This window comes from Bacillus cereus group sp. MYBK220-1 (assembly GCF_051916445.1).
GTDB classification, from domain to species: Bacteria; Bacillota; Bacilli; order Bacillales; family Bacillaceae_G; genus Bacillus_A; species Bacillus_A cereus.
This window is the reverse complement of sequence record NZ_JBQAGQ010000009.1, coordinates 32,188-50,643: the sequence shown is the minus strand read 5'-3', so window position 1 is coordinate 50,643 and position 18,456 is coordinate 32,188. Positions and strand designations below refer to the sequence as shown.

Here is an 18,456-nt window from a genome sequence, read left to right as displayed (position 1 = left end):
ATTTAAAAAAGGTCAAATCTCAGAATAGAGTATTTGGCCTTTTTATCACTATACAATACATGGGGGTATGAAACGTGAAATGTAAATTGCTAAAAGGTGTACTTAGCTTAGGTGTTGGTTTAGGAGCTTTATATAGCGGAACGTCAGCTCAAGCAGAAGTGTCTACAAATCAAAATGATACATTAAAAGTGATGACGCATAATGTATATATGCTATCAACAAACTTATATCCGAACTGGGGACAAACTGAGCGTGCTGATTTAATCGGGGCGGCAGATTATATAAAGAATCAAGATGTAGTTATATTAAATGAAGTGTTTGATAATAGCGCTTCAGATCGTTTATTAGGGAATTTGAAGAAAGAATATCCAAATCAAACAGCAGTATTAGGTCGTAGTAGTGGAAGTGAATGGGATAAAACGTTAGGAAACTATTCATCTTCAACTCCTGAAGATGGTGGCGTTGCGATTGTGAGCAAATGGCCAATCGCTGAAAAGATTCAATATGTATTTGCAAAAGGATGCGGGCCAGATAATTTATCGAATAAAGGATTTGTATACACGAAAATTAAGAAAAATGATCGCTTCGTTCACGTGATTGGTACACATTTGCAAGCGGAAGATAGTATGTGCGGAAAAACTTCACCTGCATCTGTACGTACAGACCAATTAAAAGAAATTCAAGACTTTATTAAAAATAAAAATATACCAAATAATGAGTATGTGTTAATTGGCGGTGATATGAACGTAAATAAAATTAATGCAGAGAACAAGAATGATTCAGAGTATGCATCTATGTTTAAAACATTGAACGCTTCTGTACCATCTTATACTGGACATACAGCGACTTGGGACGCAACGACAAACAGTATTGCAAAATATAATTTCCCTGATAGTCCTGCTGAGTATTTAGATTATATTATTGCAAGTAAAGACCATGCGAACCCATCATATATAGAGAATAAGGTGTTACAGCCGAAATCTCCACAATGGACTGTTACATCGTGGTTCCAAAAATATACGTATAATGATTACTCTGATCATTATCCAGTAGAGGCGACTATTTCTATGAAGTAGTTTCAAAAAGTTTCTTCGTAAAGAAGAAACTTTTTTTATTTGCAAACAGGAAAATCACACTTTCTTTCCAATATGTATAAGACATATTGAGAAGAGGAGAGAAAAATGTGGATCGAGGAATTTTTAAAGAAGTTCCATTACCGTGTGCATTTTTGGATGAAATGGCTTTAGATAGAAATATTCAATCGATTATAGAGTTAAGTGGAAATAAGAAGATTCGTATAGCGAGTAAATCGTTACGCTCTGTTCCGATTATGCAAAAGATTTTAGCTGCAAATGATCGATTTCAAGGTATTATGTGCTTTTCACCTAGAGAGATTTTATTTTTAATAGAACAAGGATTTAATGATTTATTGCTTGGATATCCTGCTTACGATGAAAGAGCTCTGTATGAAATTAGTTTGTTAACAAAGAAAGGTTTCATTATAACTTGTATGGTGGATTGTGAAGAGCATATTGTGTATTTAGAAAGCATTGCTGAGAAATCTAAAGGATGTTTTCGTGTTTGTTTGGATATTGATATGAGTAGTCGTTTCTTTCAATTTCATTTTGGTGTACAAAGGTCCCCAGTAAAAAATGTGCAGGATGCGTTGAAAGTAGTAGAAAAGGTGAGAAGGTCATCATATTTAATGTTAGATGGTGTAATGGGTTATGAAGCTCAAATTGCTGGGGTGGGAGATCATATACCGAATCAATGGTTGAAAAGTAAAATAATTTCATATTTAAAGCAGAAATCAGTGCTAGAAGTGAAAGAAAGAAGAGAACATATTGTAAAAGCAATACAAAACCTTGGTATTGAGCTAAGGTTTGTAAATGGAGGCGGAACAGGAAGTATAAAAACAACCGAGAAAGATAATTCAGTTTCAGAGATTACAATAGGTTCTGCTTTTTATTCTCCGAAGCTGTTTGATTATTATAAAGAGGTGAAATTTTATCCAGCGGTCGGATTTGCCTTACCAGTTGTGCGTAAACCAGTCCCGTTTATTTACACTTGCCTAGGTGGTGGATATATTGCTTCAGGAGCAGTTGGAAAAGATAAAGAGCCTGAAGTTTGGAGACCGAAGGGTGCAAAACTATTAGCTTTAGAAGGTGCTGGCGAGGTACAAACGCCAATTTTTTATAAAGGTGAGGAACGAGTGGATATAGGAGAGTCCATTTTGTTTCGCCATAGTAAAGCTGGTGAGTTATGTGAGCGTTTTCCCTTTTTGTATCGTGTTAAAAAAGGAGAGATTGTTGGGGAGTATTCAACATATCGGGGGGATGGCCAATGCTTTCTATAAAGGGACAAAAGTGGAGAAATTGGACAGGGAATGTAGAAGGAACGCCGCATTATACGATGTATCCAGAAAGTATACAAGATGTAGTAGAAGTTGTGGGACTTGCGCGAAAAAAGGGGAAGAAAATTCGTGTTGTCGGTTCAGGACATTCGTTTACACCCCTTGTGCAAACGGAAGAAGTTTTAGTTTCTTTAGATGAATTGAAGGGTATTGTGAATATTGATGCAGAGAAGATGGTTGCTGAAGTATGGGCAGGAACAAAGTTATATGATTTAGGGAAGTTACTTGAGGAAAAAGGGTATGCGCAAGAAAATTTAGGGGATATTGATTCGCAATCTATTGCAGGAGCGATTAGTACGGGGACTCATGGAACGGGTATTACCTTTGGGAGCCTATCAACACAAGTTATAGAGATTACGGCAGTTCTATCTAATGGTGAGAGTATAGTTTGTTCGGAAGCTGAGAACGTAGAATATTGGAGAGCGTTTCAGTTGTCACTTGGAATGTTAGGTATCATTGTAAAGATAAAATTGAAGGTTATTCCAGCGTATTCACTCGTTTATGAAAGTGAAAAACAGTCATTATCCACTGTAATGAACAAACTAGAAGAATATAAGAAGCATCGTCATTTTGAATTTTTCGTTTTTCCTTATTCTGATGAAGTACAAGTAAAACTTACGAACGAAACAACGAATCAAGGCAGTGATTTGAAATGGCATAAACTAAAGGTGGAGTTACTTGAAAATAGGATGTTCTCTTTACTATCTAAAGGGTGTAAATGGTTTCCTTCTATAAGTAAAGGAGTGAGTCGATTATCAGCTAAAGCTGTACCAAACACAAAAATAATTGGCCCGAGCTATGAAGTATTTGCTACATCACGTACGGTACCATTTTATGAAATGGAGTATAGCATTCCTTCAAAGTATATGAGGACGGTTGTAGAAGAAATCTCAAATCTTATTGAAAAGAAAAAGTATAAGGTGCACTTTCCGATCGAATGCCGCTATGTAAAAGGGGATGATATATGGCTTAGTCCAGCCTATGGAAGAGATTCAGCGTATATCGCTGTTCATATGTATAAAGGTATGAAATATGCTGCTTACTTTGGCGAAGTGGAAAAAATTTTTCTGAAGTATGAAGGGCGTCCGCATTGGGGGAAAATGCATACATTATCATATGAGCAATTACAAGATATATATCCAGAGTTTCATTCGTTTTTACAGGTGAGGAAATCTCTAGATGAACTTGGAATGTTTTTTAATCCTTATGCAGAAAAGTTATTTATCCCGCTATTTGTCGGGCAGTAAGACCCCCGCTGATTAAGGTTTCACATTATGTATATGAAAAAGCTGACAAATAATTATTTGTCAGCTTTTTTTAGTGTAATTGCATTTCTTGTATGACTAATATGTTCATAAAATAGTAGTTTATCACGGCTAAATACATGCAGTAAAACATGAATAATGAATAGGCCGTTAATGATAAATAGGAATAACAATGTAACGAGTAATACTAAAGGCTCTGTGTGATTTAAAATAGAGCTACTAGAAAGAATATAATTGATTCCGCCTAGCGCAAAATAAAATATACCGTAGCGAATAAATAGTTCTTTTAATGTAATACGATTTGATTTTCCTTTCACGTGAATGCGAAGCAATGCTTTCCCAATTGTTTTTCCATTCGTAAAGTATGGAATAATAATAAAGTAAATAAGGATTGAACACGTAATGAAAATGAGTTCATACATATTGGTGTAAGATTGCATATTAGAAACGAAGAAAGAATTTCCTTTGTTTTTAACGACAGGTACGACGATAGATAAGAAAATCCAATCAATTTGCATCGCGATAAGGCGACGAATGAATCCGACTGGTTTCGTTTCCAAATTAATATGACTATCTAACTCGTTTGTCTTCGGAAGGAAGTACGTAAATATTGGTGCAATGATAAAACCAATTACGCCACCTAATGTATTTAAAAACAAATCATCGATATCAAATAATCGGTATGCACAATTGTATATACCGTATAATCCAGTCACTTGTGTTAGCTCAAAAAATAGTGAAAGGAAAAAGGAAATGCAAATTGTTTGTAAGAAACTACGTCGGAAATAATAACGCAAGTAAATGCCGAATGGAACAGTTAATAGAACATTAAAGGCAACTTGTAAAAACGCAGACTCTTTTAATAAGTAGAAATAAGTAGTTGGTTTCGTTAAAACTGCCGATGTATGACTACTAATCTCTTGTATGAAATAAAATGGTGAGAGTTGCATGTGTTGTGTATTAGCCGGTTGTAGGCTACAAGTATCAAACGTTTGTGGCAACGGCAAAATAACAAGAAAATAGGCATTTAATAAGTAAAGTAATAATGAGTATAAAATAAATGAGCGCCATTTATTTAAATAACCGTATTTTCGATAATTAAATATTAAAAAAGGAATTAAAAGAAACATTGCTAAAAAGGGAAATAAAATAAATGCTGTTTTCACTGGAAATAAATATGCAGTCAAAGTAAAACTCCTTTCAATAAAAATTCGTTTATCATTATAGCGCTAAAAATATTTAAATACAAAGTTAAAATCTTTCGAAATAGAAATAATTACTAATTTTATAGGAATTAAGTTATAATAAATTTAATATGAGGATATTATGATTATATAAGTTGAGAGAGGGTACAAGAGATGCGATATGAACTTTTTTCTGTAAGTGGGGATCATATTACGACTTTTGAAAGTGCATGGCGTTTTCAGGAGGGAGAACAGATTTTTGTTCATGATGATCAAACAAAACGAAACTTTATTATTATTCGGCTGACGCATGATGTATTTCAACAAAATAAACATGTTATTCGTTTGTATTGTCAAGAGAAGAAAGTGTATGCATAAGAGAAGCCCTCTTACAGTATGAAAAGTAAGAGGGTCCTTACCTCGTTATTTGTGAACAGCCCAATTGATGAGGGCTGATTAAAGTTTCACTTTATCATTTTGTCCCTCGTAAGGAATAAAAAGAGAAGGGTTAATGCACATAGGTAGCATTTGATTTGGAAGAAAGGATATAGCCTTGTATTTTGTGCTTCAAAGTTTCATTGCCTTCTTTTTGAGAAAGCCATGTATGGTAATCTTGTTGTGTTTTCCATAACATACGAATCATATATTCTGCCTTATCATTTGTACGATGAACATGTGAAAACTCTATGTTAATACAACCGTTCGTTCCAGGGGAAGGATAATATTGTTTAAGCCCATAAAATAGCTCATTTTCATATCCGTACTTAATGTGAATGAGTTTAGTAACTATAAACATATAAACACCTCTTTTACGATAATAGTAGGAAAGATAGAATTACTGTAATAGTGAACTTAAATAATATTATACTATTCAGAAAATTCAAAGTAAATGATAGGTTTTAACTTAATAAAGGTATAAAAAAGCGAGTCATTCTATTACACTAGATGACTCGCTTTCAATTTGTAAGTTTTACTTTATAAGAAAATAAGAGTAAGTACACCTACGATAATACAATAGAAAGAGAAATATTTTAAATTTCCTTTTGCCATAATGTTCATAAACCATTTTAGTGAAATATACGTCATGATAAATGTTGCGATGAATGCAACGACATATGGTACGAATAATGTGTCTAGATTTGGATCATTTGCAATGTCTGTAATGCTTAACAACAAGCCACCTAAGCTAACAGGAATGTATAGTAAGAATGAGAAGCGAAGAGCTGTTTCTTGCTTCATACCAAGTAACATTGCTGCTACGATTGTGGCACCAGATCGGCTTATTCCGGGAATCAGTGCGCAAGCTTGTGCTAATCCGACGATGATTGCATCTTTCATAGAAAGGTCGCCATCATTTTTACGACCGCGTAAATTTCTAATAATCCAAAGGCCGACAGCAGTAATAAGAAGGGAAATCCCAACCATCTTCACACCTTTTAAGTACTGATCGATGTAATCTTTAAATAAAACACCAATAACACCTGCTGGAATGGTTGCAATAACAAGATAAATAATAAAGAAGAAATCTGATTTTGCGTCTTCTGCTCTTGTAAATATATAAGAGAGACCATTCTTCGTTAGACGAATTAAATCATTTCTATAAATAAGTAATACAGCTAATAATGAAGCTGAATTAACAAGTAGTTCGAAGCTAAACCCTTCTATTTTTAGTCCTAGCAAATGTTGTGCTAAAACGAGATGACCACTTGAAGAAATCGGAATTGGTTCTGTTAGTCCTTGGAACAGACCGAGAATTAAATATTTTAAAACGTAGTAAAATTGTTCCATAATAACCTCCTTGTTTATTAGTTGAAAGAAACAACTTTTCCATTATAACAAAGATATGGATGAATATTGAAAAGAAATAAATATTCAAAATAAAATAAAAATCCCTTATAGCAGTATAAGGGATTTTTATTTTTAATTAAGAAGTTACTGTTTCTTGAAGACTTTTAGACAATTGAACATCGACTTTTTCAGCATCATGAATATGATTCATAATAGTAGTATTTAATTTTTGGAACATTTGTTGTGTGTTAGCGAATTCTCGTAATATGTCATCATTACAAGACTTTTGGTTTTCGATAGCCTTAATAACATTTGTAGCACCATTTTGTAACGTTTGAATCATAACTAAAATATTTTCAATTCTAGCATTTGTATCGGCGCTCATTTCTACACCTTCATCGACTAAATGTAAATTATCTTTTGTGTTATCATATGCTTTTTCAATTTCTTCTTGAATTTTTTTCGTTAAGTTGCCGATGTTTTTTGTACTTTCTGCTGTACTTTCCGCTAGTTTTCTTACCTCATTGGCAACGACAGCGAATCCTTTACCGTGCTCCCCAGCACGTGCGGCTTCAATACTCGCATTTAATGCAAGTAAATTTGTTTGTGCTGCAATGTTTTGAATGACTTCTACAATTTGCTCGATTTCCTTTGAGCGTTCGCTTAGATGATTCATACTATTAGACGTGCGTTGAGATTGTTCACCTAATTTATTAATTACAATAAGTAAGCGGTGAACGGATTCTTTTCCTTCATTAGAGCAGTCAATAATTTCTGCAATAGACTGAATTAAGCTTTGTTCCTTTTGTAACATTTCATTATTTAACTCATTGGAATGTGTCGTACGTGTTGAAACATTTTCGAAACATGAACTTAATTGTTGAACTAAATTTTGAAGTGTATTGTGTTGGTTATTTACAAGTTGATGCTCTTGGACAACGCTTTGTACACGATCGTGGATAGTAGAAATAGTCTCTTGCTTTTCAATATCCTTTTGTTTTAATTCTAATTCTAATTCTTGTATACGCTCTTCTAATTGAGCAATTGTATGTTGGAGTGATTTTTTTTGAGTAAACATGTATTTATTTCAACCGCCTTCGAAAGTTATATTTTCTCTATATTTGGATTTTAGCATCTTTTGTATTTTTTAAATATAGGAATTGTTAAATATTTAAGAATCTATTACATTTTATTCATAATTCTCTTTTTTTCGTCACGAAAAATAAACTGTATTTAATCGTTTTGTAAACAAACTGTAAAATAAATCATGTATAACTGTATAAGAAGGGAGTCGGATTATGAACTATTTTAAGCGAATCAGCTGTCTAGTATTAGCAGGAATTATCGGTCTTTCTAGTACAGTCGCTGTTAAAGCAGAGTCAAACGACGAGAAACTTAACAACATGCAACAGCAATTGCAACAAAACGATGCAGAAATGCAAAAGAAAGAGCAAGAAAAGCAAGCTGTTAGTAAAGAAATTAAAGGTATCGAAAACGAACTACATAATTTAAATAATACAATTGCAAAAAATAAAGAGGATCAAGCTGCTATTCAACGTAAAATTGATGAAACACATAAGCAGATTGAACAAAAAAAGGAAGAAATTATCGTTTTAGAGGATAAAGTCCTTGCTCGTAAAGATATTATGAGAAAACGTATGGTTTCTGTTCAAAACAGTTCAAATACAAGTTTAGTAGTAGAAGTTGTAGTAGAGTCAAAAAACTTTGCAGACTTCTTACAACGTATGAACGCAGTTTCTACTATTCTAGAAGCTGATAAAGAAATTTTACGTCTACAAGAACAAGATCTTCGTCAAATTGAAGAGGACAAGAAAACAATTGACGAAAAAGAAGCATCTTTAGTAGTAGATAAACAAAAATTAGCAAAAGCACAAGCTGAACTGCAAGATAACTTGAAAAAACGTCAAGATAACTTGCAAACAGTTCAAGCTAAATATAATGAAGTGGCAAGCCAACTTAATTTAGCAGCGGAAGAGAAAGCTAAAATTGAATCAAATATGAAGGCAGTACAAGAAACAATTGCTCGTGAACAAGAAGCAGCAAGAATTGCGGCAGAAGAGCGTGCAAAAGCAGAAGCGGCTGCAAAAGCAGAGCAAGAAGCTTTAGCGAAAGCGCAAGCAGAAATTGCTGAAAAGCAAAAGCAAGAAAAAGCTAGTAAACCGGTTGAACCAGTAGCTAATAATAATTCGAAGGTAGAACCTGCACAACCTGAACCATCTTCTAAGCCAACTGCTGGTGGGAAAGAAATTTATGTAGAAGCTACAGCTTATACAGCTGATCCAGGTGAAAATGGTTATGCACCAGGTCAACAAGTATTTTCTGCATGGGGACACTATAACTTAACTGCAAACCCAGGAATGAAATTAATTGCTGTAGATCCAAAAGTTATTCCATTAGGCAAAACTGTAAATGTTGAAGGGTATGGAGTCGCAATTGCAGCAGATACTGGTGGAGCGATTAAAGGTAACAGAATTGATGTGTTAATGCCTGATAAAGGGTCTTCTAGTCAATGGGGAAGAAAAATCGTTAAAGTTACAATTTTAAACTAAAACGTAATCCAACTTTACAATACGTAGAGTTGGATTTTTTTATAATAATAATGTTAAGTTGAGTTTACATTTTGTTAAGGATAGCATACAATAATGGTGAGAGGTGGTAAATTTGACCATTTTAAACAGAGTAAAAGAATTAAGAGCTCGTTTTAACTTTACGCAAAGTGTATTAGCAGAAAAGGTTGGAGTAACGAGACAAACAATTGCTGCAATTGAAAAAGGGGATTACGTTCCTTCGTTGTTATTAGCACTTACGATTTGTGATGTGTTTCAGTTAAAGATGGAAGATGTGTTTGTTTTAAATAAGGAGGGGGAAGAGGATGAATAGAATTGTTTTTTCTTATATCATAAACGTGCTTTATACTGCTTTAGCATGCTGGACATTTGTTGAATTTTATAGTGTTATTACAGAGTTAGCAGATATAATTAAAAACGAGAAATTCCCATTTGAAGTATGGTTTAATGGAGTACCATTCATTTTATTATTTATTGGAGCAATTATAGTTACAATTTTTTATAGAATTCAAAAGAAAAAATATAAGAATTTATCTTTTTGGATGTATCCATTATTATTTCCGCTAGAAGATGAACGTGAAAAAGTGATTACGGATAAAGCTTGTCGAACAACATTTGTATCGTTATGGTTTGTGTTACCTTGTGCAGTTGGATTTTTAACTTTTTCGCCTATTATTAATGAATATCTTCCTGGATACCCATTATATATTCTATTTTCTATTTTCTTTATTCAAATGACAGTATTTCACGTATCACTATACAGAAATAAATTAGCTTAAAAAGAAACCTTCTTGCACTGGCAAGAAGGTTTCTTTTTAAGCTAATACTTGTACATATAGCGATATTATTTTATCATTTTATATAGAGTAAGATTTTGTAAGGGAAAGGAACTGTGTATGAATAAGCAAAGAATTTATAGTATAGTAGCAATTCTGCTATTTGTTGTAGGTGGAGTATTAATTGGAAAGCCATTTTATGATGGATATCAGGCTGAAAAGAAACAGACTGAAAATGTGCAGGCTGTTCAAAAGATGGATTATGAAAAGCATGAGACGGAATTTGTAGATGCTTCCAAAATTAATCAACCAGACTTGGCGGAAGTAGCGAATGCATCATTAGATAAGAAACAAGTAATTGGTCGTATTTCGATTCCAAGTGTTTCAGTAGAACTGCCTGTTTTAAAAGCTTCTACTGAAAAAAACTTATTATCAGGTGCAGCGACAGTAAAAGAGAATCAAGTTATGGGAAAAGGAAATTACGCATTAGCAGGACATAATATGTCTAAAAAAGGTGTTTTATTTAGTGATATAGCTTCTTTGAAAAAAGGCGATAAAATTTATTTGTATGACAATGAAAATGAATATGAGTATACGGTTACTGGTGTATCTGAAGTAACTCCTGATAAGTGGGAAGTTGTAGAGGATCATGGGAAAGATGAGATAACGCTTATTACATGTGTATCTGTAAAGGATAATTCTAAGCGTTATGTTGTTGCTGGTGATTTAGTAGGAACGAAGGCGAAGAAGTAAAAAAAGAAGGTGAACTCTTTAAAGAGTTCACCTTCTTTTTTTACTAATGTTGAGAAATAATAGAATATTTTGGTTTGTATTTAAACATTCTTCTATTTATGTATAATAAAGTTAGAATTCTATTTTTGGGAGGAACAAGAGTGAGACAACAGGTGAAGAAACTTCTTTTAACAACGAGTATAGCGTTATTGGTAGCTCCAATTTCAGCTTATGCACATCCAGGGCGTACAGATGCTAATGGCGGACATACGTGTCGTACAAATTGTGAGAAATGGGGATTACAGTACGGGGAATATCATTATCACAATAAACCAGCTTCTAGTAGTGGCGCAACGAGCCCAGCTCCTAGCCAGAATAATAATAGTGCTGTAGAAGCTGAGAGACAAGCAGAAGCACAGCGCAATACTGAGGCGGAAAAACAACGTGCTGTAGAAGCGCAACGCAACGCTGAGGCGGAAAAACAACGTAATGCAGAAGCACAGCGTAAAGCTGAAGAAGAGAGACAACGTGTAGCCGAGGAACAAAGAAAAGCTGAAGAGGCACGTAAGCAAGAGGAAGCGCAGCGCCAAGCTGATATGGAAAAAGGTCAACTTGAAGGTCAAAAGAATGGAGAAACTGATTTTAAAGCAGGAAAAAATGATGCAGAAGTGCATGTAGCTGGAAAATCTGATGCATATAAACAAGCGTTTAAAGCGACTTATGCAGCCGTATGGTCTTTAGAAGAGCAGAAGAAAACGCATTTTGAAAAAGGAAAAGAACAAGGTTTAGCACAAGAGACGATGGACGATAGTCAAGTTGCTCCAGAGTTTAAGGTAAACTTTGCAGACGGATTCAAAGTAGGGAATAAAGAAAGAACAGAAAAAATTGAAAAAGAGCAAGCTGAGTTAGGGGAAAAGACAGGGAAAGAACTAGCTGAAAAGAATCCTGGAAATAGAGAGAAAGAAGTATACGTGAAGGCATATGAAACAGCGTATGAAAAAGGCTATAAGTCTACAAAAAAGGCAGTAGAAAAGGCTGGCTATAAGTATGCATTTGAAAACTATGATTTAAAAGTTCCTGCTAAGTATGAAAGAAATGAATTGTTAAAGAAATGGTTTACTGAAGGATTTAAATCGAATAAAAAAGCAGCGGAAATTCGAGAAGAAGGGTATAAAAAGGGAGACAGCTGGTTCTCATTCTTCTATAAGAGTTTCGTACCAAGTGAATATAAAGAACATAAAGAGCTGTACGAACAAGCAATTGAAAAAGGTAAAACAGCATAAAAAAAGATGAGGAGAAATTCCTCATCTTTTTTAATCCATCCATTTCACTAATTTCTTAGAAATTAATAATAAAACACAACCTAGTACAATTGCCACAGCGCCAATAACTGTGAATACTTCAGCGTATCCAAGTGAAGTTGTGAAGCTTGCAAGTTGTCCGCCTAAAATGTTGGCGATACCTGAACTTGCTAGCCATACACCCATTAGTAAAGATGCTAATTTTACCGGAGCAAGCGCACTAACCATTGATAGTCCGACAGGTGATAAGAATAGCTCACCTAACGTATGGAAAAGATACGTAAAGACGATAAACAGTAAGTTTGCTTTTTCTGTAATGTTATGTTCATCACTACCTGTTTTTAATGTAGCGATAACGAGAATGATATAACCGATACCGAGCAAGATCATACCAAGTCCCATTTTAGTTGGGATTTTTAAATCACCCTGCTTGCGAGTTGCAAGTTTTGCCCATAATGCAGAAATGACTGGAGCAAGCAAAATAATAAATAATGGATTGACTGATTGGAACCAAGATGTTGGAACTTCCCATCCGAACACAGAGCGGTCTACAAATTTGTTTGTATATAATGTTAATGAGCTACCAGCTTGTTCAAAGCCAGCCCAGAAGAAGACAACGAAGCATGTTAAAATGACGATAACAGCGGTACGTTGTTTTTCTTTTTTTGTTAACGGTGTATCTCCTACTGATGGTTGTCCAGCAGCTGTTTGTAAATCGCGAGTTGGTTTTTTACCGATATTACCAAGGAAGCGATTTGATAGTGTTGTAAATAAAATTTGTCCAATGATCATTCCGATTGAAGCGGCTAAGAAACCGTAACGGAATCCGTAATGTACAACGCCATCAACTGTTGTTTTGAATAAATTTTCTGATAAAAATCCGCAAACGAGTGGAGCTAAAAATGACCCGACGTTAATACCCATATAGAAAATGGTAAATGCACTATCACGTTTTGGATCGTTCTCTTCGTATAATTCTCCAACCAGTGTAGAGATGTTCGGTTTGAAGAATCCGTTACCGATAATAATAAGCGCTAATCCGAGGTATAGGCCTAATTGGTTTTGCAAGGCAAATAGTGTAAGGTTACCGATTGCCATTGTTATACCACCAATTGTGATTGCTTTTCGTCTACCTAGAAAACGGTCTGTTAAGTATCCACCAATCATTGGTGTGAAATAACAGGCTCCAGTGTAAAATCCGTAAATAGAGAGTGCCCATGCGGGACTAAACCCAAGACCACCGCTTACTAAAGCTGTCGTTAAATATAATGTTAATAATCCTCGTAATCCATAGTAACTAAATCTTTCCCACATTTCTGTAAAGAAGAGTAAGTATAAACCTGGAGGATGTTTCTTTTTTCTTTGTTGTTCTCTTTCTAGTTGTATCGCTGATTCCATGTTATTTTCCTCCTGACACAAACAAAAACAAAGTTAATAATTTTGTACATTTAATATTTTACCTTATTAACTATTATAAGTCAATAAAGGTTGATTTTTCAGAAGAAATTGGAAAAGAGGAATAGCTATAGAATGGGTGTTTCTTTTGTGATAGACTATGGACTATGTTTTCTTTGCAAGGAAGCGGGTTATTGTACTTTTTTATATGTGAAATTGATTTCATAAAAGATGAAATTAAAGAAGGAGAAAGAAATGAAATTGTTACAGAAAAAAGAAATTTTACTTATTAGCCTTATGTTATTCTCTATGTTCTTTGGAGCAGGGAATCTGATATTTCCACCTTTCCTTGGGTATGAAGCAGGAGAACATGTTTGGATTTCATTAGTAGGGTTTATTATATCAGCAACAGGTCTTCCTATATTAGGTGTTATCTCTATTGCAAAAGCAGGAAGTTTTCAAACGTTAGCGGGTAGGGTTCATTCTTCATTTGCAATTATTTTTCCATGTATCGTGTATGTATTTATTGGACCTGGGCTTGGTATACCACGTGCGGGAAGTTTAGCCTTTGAAATGGGGCCAGGTCAGTTATTCCCTGAAGCAGGAAACGGATTATTATTGTTTTACACAGTTATTTTCTTTAGTATTGTTTACTGGTTAAGTTTATCACCATCTAAACTAATGGGGTTGTTTGGAAAAGTCTTGACGCCATTATTATTATGTATGATTGCACTCATTTTTATAAAGAGTATGTTTACAACAGTAGGAGATATGAAAGAACCAATAGGGAACTATGGCCAAGCTCCTATGTTTCAAGGGTTTTTAGATGGATATTTAACAATGGATGCGTTAGCTGCTTTAATCTTTGGAATTGTTATTGCAAATGCATTACGTGCAAAGGGTATTGAAGATGATAAAGGTTTAGCGAAATATATGAGTATTGCTGGAATTGGGGCAGGACTATTATTATCGATTATTTATGTCATCCTTGGATATGTGGGGGCAATTAGTGGCTCATTAGGAACATTTGATAACGGTGCGAAAGTGTTAGCACAAGTTATGATTACATTATTTGGACAGGGCGGAGTCGTTTTATTAGGTCTTATTTTTACTATCGCGTGTTTATGTGTTTCAATTGGACTTGTTACGTCTTGTAGTCAATTTTTTGCGAGTGCATTTCCGAAAGTATCTTATAAATTGTGGGCATTTATAGTAAGCGTTGTTAGTATGATTTTAGCTAATTTAGGGTTAACGCAAATTTTAAAAGTATCAGTACCAATTCTTGGATTTATTTATCCAATTGCGTTAACGCTTATTATTCTAGGGTTATTCCATCAGTATATTGGAAAGTATGCATACGTATATGCAGTAACTGTTTTGGTTGTAGCGTTATTTAGTGCAATTGACATTTTAAATAAAAATGTAATGATGAATCAGTGGACGTCAGCATTAAAATACATCCCGTTTTATACAGAAGGCGTTGGGTGGATTGTTCCAGCTATTGTAGGCATGTGTCTTGGTTTTATCGTTAGCATTTTTCTAAATAAGAATAAATGAGTAAAAAGGTGTTTTCCTATTTTGGGAAGACACCTTTCTTTTTTTGGAAAAATACTATTGAAAATGAATAGACTAAGAGTATGATAAAGATAATTGGTAATATATAGGTTCAATGAGAGTTACGAATAAGGGGGGAGCGTATGAAGAAGGATTTGGATAAGAAAATAGAAGCACTCGAAACGGCAATTGAAACAATTCAAGAAGCACTTGCTGAATTAAAAGTAAAGCAAAGGGAAATAGAAGTAGAAAACGCTCAGCAACATGTTAGTAAGAACAAGAAAGAATATATTGAAACGGTAATGGAGGAAAAGCCAAAAGAAGAAATAGTTAAGATAAAAGAGCCTTTGCAAGAACCTGAGGTAAAACAAGTAGATATATCGGCTTTTAAACCAGAGCCATTTAATATTATTAAGTTTTGTCAGACGTGGTTACCGCGTGTATTTGTCGGTATTATGTTGCTTGGAGTGATCTGGTTATTTAAAGCAGGGGTAGATGCTGGTTTATTAACACCAGCGATACGAATTGTGTTTGGTATCGCATTATCTATCGGGTTGTATTATATAGGAGATATTCAAATTAAAAGAGAGCGGCAAGCGTTAGGATTAGTATTAGCTGGAGGAAGTATTACCGGGATTGTTCTAACGACGTTTGCAGCACATTATTTATATGGATTTATTCCGGCAAGTGTCGCGTTTCTCTGTAATATTGCATGGGTTATTTTAGGTATTTATTTAGCGAAAAGATATCAATCGGAATATCTCACTATTTTCGTAGCGGTCGGTGCGTTCTTCGTACCATTCTTGTTAAATAGTACGACTCCTAATCCTTATATTTTCTTTGGATATGAGACAGTATTAACACTTAGTTTATTATGGTATGCGTTGAAAAATCGTTATAAATACTTATATATGATTTCTTACGCTGTTGCTGCCATTGTCCTTTTCGTTTTCTTTGCTGTTATGTCAATGTTAGTAGAGAACTTGCAAATACAGTTAACGATTGTATATGGTTTGATTCATTTACTATTATTTTGGCATATGTTTACGGAGAGAAGTTTTATACTAGAACCACGTTTGGCGATATTTAGTGCGAATGCAGTGTTCTTTATACTAGCTATTTCAAAAATACCTGATTTTACAACATGGGGATTGATTATTAGTGCATTCGTACATGCCGCTATGTTCGTATGTGAATATAGGAAAAATAGACATTCTACATTTACAAATCTCTTATTTGGTTTCGCAATGGGAGCATTTAGTTTAGCAATTTTATATGAGTATAGTTTAGTGAATGCAGCGATTGTACTATTGTTACAAGGTTTCCTCGGCATGGTCACTTCTATTAAAGTAAAACAACAGATAAAATTGTATGTTAGTGCGACGGTTTACGCAATTGGAATGATACAGACTATTTTTAGCCCGTTTGATCAATTTATTTCGGCAGGCTTTGTTGCTCATCTTATTTTAATAGGAACGTTCTATTATTGCATGAGAGAAGCGAAAGAAGTATTAGCGAGCTTCGGCAAATATATGTATTCTATAGTGCTCTATTGGTTTATGATAATTGTATTTATTACAATTACGAGAATCGGTGAAGTTTTATCTACAGATGGAAGCGTAATTAGTGTATCAGTATCGTTATTATGGATGGTATATGCATTATTTGCGGTTTGGTTTGGAAGAAATAGGGATATGAATGAAATATTATATGCTGGTTTAGTCGTTTTAGTCGTAACGGTAGGGAAGTTATTCTTACTTGACTTACCAGAGGTATCGATGATGATTAGGGCAGTGTTATTCCTAATCGTCGGTAGTATAGGTATCGTTATTTCAAGAATGTTTTTCTCGAAGGAAGAGAAGTGAGAAGAAGGCAATCCATGTATGGATTGCCTTTTTTATTATTTCTTATTAATCGTTACAGTTTCATTATATTTCGTTGTTGTATTTTGGCGTAGACGAAGCGTTGCTTGTCCAGTTGTATTTGAATCAATCTGTACATTTACAACTTTCTCAGCAGAGCCTAAGCTGTTTGTTGTGAAAGAAAATGCACTACTATATCCGAAAGTAGATGGCCAAGTGCCGTTTGCATTTTGTACTTTAGCCACTTGTGTTCCACCAGTAGTGAAGATACCTAAAGAATAGTTGTTATACGTTGTATTAGGTAGTAAGTTATTTACTTGAATCTTCATTTGGAAAATTTCATTGTTTGGTAGAATGCTAGGGTGTGTAACGACGTAGTCGCTTGTTGTTACCGCACCGTTATAACCGTATGAACCTGGTTTAAAAGTATTTGTATTAAACCATTGATAACCTGCATTTGGTGCACTCCAAGGTTCAGGTTGTGGTTCTGTTGATAAGTTTGGCTGTTCAAATGTTTGTAGAGCTGTAGGTGAATCAAGTTGTAAACCATTTACTTGATCTAAACTTGTAAATGTCTCTTTATTTGATAACCAATTTACGATGTTTTCTAATAAAATCGCATCGTTTTCTTCTTTATAACCATCGTAAGTTTTCTTTGTTTGACCAGAATCTTCACGAACGTATTTTGGCGTAGCATCTTCAACAGGAGAAGAGTCACCAATAAAGGCAGCTTTTCCAAGTCCTACTTTTGCGATAGCAGCATATGGGCCTTCTGCAATACCACCGCCATTATAAACGCCACTATCAACAGCGTTATTCCATTTTGATGGATTTTCTGGAAGGTAAACAAGTCCTTTTGCTAGTTTTGGGTTTGTAATTGCTAGAGTAGAACCAGCATGCATTGCTACAGACGAAACACCTTTTGTAATTCCGAAAGATTGTTCAGGCGATACAATTGTTTTCGCTGAAACATCACCAAGTGCATTGTAGCGGAAGCGAATACCGAAGTTGTCAGAGAGCCAATCAGAGCTTTCTACTCCTTGCATAGCTTGTGAATTTGCTTCTTCATTAGACATTCCTTTTGCTGGATTATCCCAAGCACCGCGTCTATATCCATTAAATACTTCAGAAGAGTCCCAGCGATTTTTATTACGATCTGCATTGTAATGATCAGCAATAAAGAAGATACTACCACCATTTTTTACATATTGTAACATAGCGTCCTGCTCAGATTTTTTGTAAGGAATATTAGCTTCTGGAACGATAAATACATTGTAATCTTTTAAGTCTTCGTACGTAATAGGTGTTGATTTACGAAGTTCCTTTACGTGATATCCGTTTTTTGCAATGCCGTTTCCGAAGTCAGAAAAGCCGCCGTCAATAACCCAGTCAGCTGTCCCAGCAGTTTGACCGTGTGTATTATCGAATAATACTTTCTTCCCATTGTTTTGATTTACAACTTTTGCAGCAATTTCAGGAGCTGGGTCTACAGAGCTTTCGGCATAAGTAGACGGTATGAACGAGGTCCCTATACTTAGTGTAATTGCTGTTGCTAAAGAAAATGTAATCCATTTTTTATTCTTCATAGAAGAATCCCC

17 protein-coding genes are annotated in these 18,456 nt (G+C 34.6%); 11 read left to right on the top strand and 6 right to left on the bottom strand.

The genetic code is table 11. From position 1 onward, the window contains the following. The first annotated feature begins 74 nt into the window (after positions 1 to 74). The 3 genes from sph to ACTFRU_RS25235 all read left to right on the top strand — a co-directional run bounded on the left by sph (position 75) and on the right by ACTFRU_RS25235 (position 3,660). A complete protein-coding gene (gene sph / locus ACTFRU_RS25245) occupies positions 75 to 1,076 on the top strand; it encodes a sphingomyelinase C (RefSeq protein ID WP_000649835.1) in 1,002 nt (333 codons plus the stop codon). Positions 1,077 to 1,183: 107 nt separating this feature from the next. Beyond that, positions 1,184 to 2,356 (top strand): amino acid deaminase/aldolase, encoded by a 1,173-nt coding sequence (locus tag ACTFRU_RS25240; protein WP_000373736.1) that lies wholly within the window; start codon positions 1,184 to 1,186, stop codon positions 2,354 to 2,356. Next, positions 2,344 to 3,660, top strand: coding sequence for a D-arabinono-1,4-lactone oxidase (locus ACTFRU_RS25235; protein WP_284996992.1), 1,317 nt, complete (start codon positions 2,344 to 2,346; stop codon positions 3,658 to 3,660). Before ACTFRU_RS25240 ends, ACTFRU_RS25235 begins: the two co-directional genes overlap by 13 nt. 53 nt (positions 3,661 to 3,713) lie before the next feature. On the opposite strand, the gene ACTFRU_RS25230 is transcribed toward ACTFRU_RS25235, so the two are convergent. Further along, complete coding sequence (locus tag ACTFRU_RS25230) at positions 3,714 to 4,865, bottom strand: VanZ family protein (RefSeq protein ID WP_000128028.1); 1,152 nt, start codon at positions 4,863 to 4,865, stop codon at positions 3,714 to 3,716. Positions 4,866 to 5,036: 171 nt separating this feature from the next. Here ACTFRU_RS25230 and ACTFRU_RS25225 point away from each other — a divergent pair, with 171 nt between their 5' ends. Then, a complete protein-coding gene (locus tag ACTFRU_RS25225) occupies positions 5,037 to 5,240 on the top strand; it encodes a hypothetical protein (RefSeq protein WP_001268332.1) in 204 nt (67 codons plus the stop codon). Positions 5,241 to 5,370: 130 nt separating this feature from the next. Here ACTFRU_RS25225 and ACTFRU_RS25220 read toward each other — a convergent pair whose 3' ends face one another. From ACTFRU_RS25220 to ACTFRU_RS25210, 3 genes are all read right to left on the bottom strand, one after another. Next, on the bottom strand, positions 5,371 to 5,658 hold the full coding sequence (locus tag ACTFRU_RS25220) for a hypothetical protein (protein ID WP_000471249.1): 288 nt from the start codon (positions 5,656 to 5,658) through the stop codon (positions 5,371 to 5,373). A 179-nt stretch (positions 5,659 to 5,837) separates the two neighbouring features. Next, positions 5,838 to 6,650, bottom strand: coding sequence for an undecaprenyl-diphosphate phosphatase (locus ACTFRU_RS25215; RefSeq protein WP_000434794.1), 813 nt, complete (start codon positions 6,648 to 6,650; stop codon positions 5,838 to 5,840). Positions 6,651 to 6,786: 136 nt separating this feature from the next. Further along, entirely contained in the window at positions 6,787 to 7,464 is a 678-nt protein-coding gene (locus tag ACTFRU_RS25210; RefSeq protein WP_000939456.1) for a methyl-accepting chemotaxis protein, read from the bottom strand. Between the two features lie 484 nt (positions 7,465 to 7,948). Between ACTFRU_RS25210 and ACTFRU_RS25205 the strand changes: the two genes are divergently transcribed. From ACTFRU_RS25205 to ACTFRU_RS25185, 5 genes are all read left to right on the top strand, one after another. Further along, positions 7,949 to 9,220, top strand: coding sequence for a 3D domain-containing protein (locus ACTFRU_RS25205; protein WP_006920835.1), 1,272 nt, complete (start codon positions 7,949 to 7,951; stop codon positions 9,218 to 9,220). A gap of 112 nt (positions 9,221 to 9,332) precedes the next feature. Beyond that, positions 9,333 to 9,551 carry a helix-turn-helix transcriptional regulator gene (locus ACTFRU_RS25200; RefSeq protein WP_000154019.1) on the top strand — a complete coding sequence of 73 codons (219 nt, stop codon included), beginning with the start codon at positions 9,333 to 9,335 and terminating at the stop codon, positions 9,549 to 9,551. Next, positions 9,544 to 10,017, top strand: a complete 474-nt coding sequence (locus ACTFRU_RS25195; protein ID WP_006920833.1) for a hypothetical protein — start codon at positions 9,544 to 9,546, stop codon at positions 10,015 to 10,017. The genes ACTFRU_RS25200 and ACTFRU_RS25195 overlap by 8 nt, the downstream gene beginning before the upstream one ends. A gap of 117 nt (positions 10,018 to 10,134) precedes the next feature. Further along, entirely contained in the window at positions 10,135 to 10,767 is a 633-nt protein-coding gene (locus ACTFRU_RS25190) for a class A sortase (RefSeq protein ID WP_001041727.1), read from the top strand. Positions 10,768 to 10,907: 140 nt separating this feature from the next. After that, the gene (locus ACTFRU_RS25185) at positions 10,908 to 12,029 is read left to right on the top strand and encodes a YHYH domain-containing protein (RefSeq protein ID WP_152122655.1); all 1,122 of its coding nucleotides are present in this window, start codon (positions 10,908 to 10,910) and stop codon (positions 12,027 to 12,029) included. 30 nt (positions 12,030 to 12,059) lie between these two features. Here the strand turns inward: ACTFRU_RS25185 and ACTFRU_RS25180 are convergent, their stop codons facing one another. Beyond that, entirely contained in the window at positions 12,060 to 13,445 is a 1,386-nt protein-coding gene (locus ACTFRU_RS25180) for a peptide MFS transporter (RefSeq protein WP_000443143.1), read from the bottom strand. A gap of 252 nt (positions 13,446 to 13,697) precedes the next feature. On the opposite strand from ACTFRU_RS25180, the gene brnQ1 reads away from it, so the two are divergent. Together brnQ1 and ACTFRU_RS25170 are read left to right on the top strand one after the other, a co-directional pair. Then, the gene (brnQ1, locus tag ACTFRU_RS25175; protein WP_000771692.1) at positions 13,698 to 14,999 is read left to right on the top strand and encodes a branched-chain amino acid transport system II carrier protein BrnQ1; all 1,302 of its coding nucleotides are present in this window, start codon (positions 13,698 to 13,700) and stop codon (positions 14,997 to 14,999) included. 140 nt (positions 15,000 to 15,139) lie between these two features. Beyond that, entirely contained in the window at positions 15,140 to 16,861 is a 1,722-nt protein-coding gene (locus ACTFRU_RS25170; RefSeq protein ID WP_076876463.1) for a DUF2339 domain-containing protein, read from the top strand. Between the two features lie 35 nt (positions 16,862 to 16,896). Here ACTFRU_RS25170 and ACTFRU_RS25165 read toward each other — a convergent pair whose 3' ends face one another. Beyond that, positions 16,897 to 18,444: a DNA-binding protein gene (locus ACTFRU_RS25165; RefSeq protein WP_000791506.1), complete on the bottom strand. Its 1,548-nt coding sequence runs from the start codon at positions 18,442 to 18,444 to the stop codon at positions 16,897 to 16,899. Between the last annotated feature and the right edge of the window lie 12 nt (positions 18,445 to 18,456).

Bases quoted from the DNA above. Each gene is read 5' to 3' on its own strand.
- ACTFRU_RS25205 (WP_006920835.1), top strand. From the start codon at position 7,949: ATGAACTATTTTAAGCGAATCAGCTGTCTAGTATTAGCAGGAATTATC.
- ACTFRU_RS25235 (WP_284996992.1), top strand. From the start codon at position 2,344: ATGCTTTCTATAAAGGGACAAAAGTGGAGAAATTGGACAGGGAATGTA.
- brnQ1 (WP_000771692.1), top strand. From the start codon at position 13,698: ATGAAATTGTTACAGAAAAAAGAAATTTTACTTATTAGCCTTATGTTA.
- ACTFRU_RS25195 (WP_006920833.1), top strand. From the start codon at position 9,544: ATGAATAGAATTGTTTTTTCTTATATCATAAACGTGCTTTATACTGCT.
- ACTFRU_RS25215 (WP_000434794.1), bottom strand. From the start codon at position 6,650: ATGGAACAATTTTACTACGTTTTAAAATATTTAATTCTCGGTCTGTTC.
- ACTFRU_RS25180 (WP_000443143.1), bottom strand. From the start codon at position 13,445: ATGGAATCAGCGATACAACTAGAAAGAGAACAACAAAGAAAAAAGAAA.
- ACTFRU_RS25190 (WP_001041727.1), top strand. From the start codon at position 10,135: ATGAATAAGCAAAGAATTTATAGTATAGTAGCAATTCTGCTATTTGTT.
- ACTFRU_RS25225 (WP_001268332.1), top strand. From the start codon at position 5,037: ATGCGATATGAACTTTTTTCTGTAAGTGGGGATCATATTACGACTTTT.
- ACTFRU_RS25170 (WP_076876463.1), top strand. From the start codon at position 15,140: ATGAAGAAGGATTTGGATAAGAAAATAGAAGCACTCGAAACGGCAATT.
- ACTFRU_RS25220 (WP_000471249.1), bottom strand. From the start codon at position 5,658: ATGTTTATAGTTACTAAACTCATTCACATTAAGTACGGATATGAAAAT.
- ACTFRU_RS25210 (WP_000939456.1), bottom strand. From the start codon at position 7,464: ATGTTACAAAAGGAACAAAGCTTAATTCAGTCTATTGCAGAAATTATT.
- ACTFRU_RS25165 (WP_000791506.1), bottom strand. From the start codon at position 18,444: ATGAAGAATAAAAAATGGATTACATTTTCTTTAGCAACAGCAATTACA.